Below are 402 nucleotides of genomic sequence, written 5' to 3'. Positions count from 1 at the left end.
GTTGTTACCTTCGCACTGTCCACAGCTCGAACAGCTTGGTGCGCCACCGGTATTGCCGGAATTACTCAAGAGCGAGAATGGCCTGATTCTGGTGACGGGGGCGACGGGGAGCGGCAAATCTACCACGCTGGCGGCGATGGTTGGCTATCTCAATCAACATGCCGATGCGCATATTCTGACGCTGGAAGATCCTGTTGAATATCTCTATGCCAGCCAGCGATGTTTGATCCAGCAGCGGGAAATTGGTTTGCACTGTATGACGTTCGCATCGGGATTGCGTGCCGCATTGCGGGAAGATCCCGATGTGATATTGCTCGGAGAGCTGCGTGACAGCGAGACAATCCGTCTGGCACTGACGGCGGCAGAAACCGGGCATTTGGTGCTGGCAACATTACATACGCG

The 402-nt window shown here is 55.5% G+C and carries 1 protein-coding gene; it reads left to right on the top strand.

The genetic code is table 11. The annotated features are described in order from the left end of the window. A partial coding sequence (locus ERX29_RS10845) for a type IV pilus twitching motility protein PilT (RefSeq protein ID WP_165981144.1) occupies positions 1 to 402 on the top strand: 402 nt, incomplete at both ends.

This window comes from Macrococcus lamae (genome assembly GCF_004359545.1).
In the GTDB taxonomy this organism is placed as follows: Bacteria; Bacillota; Bacilli; order Staphylococcales; family Staphylococcaceae; genus Macrococcus; species Macrococcus lamae.
Note: the sequence above shows the minus strand (reverse complement) of the source record. Positions and strands in the feature narration are given on the sequence as shown.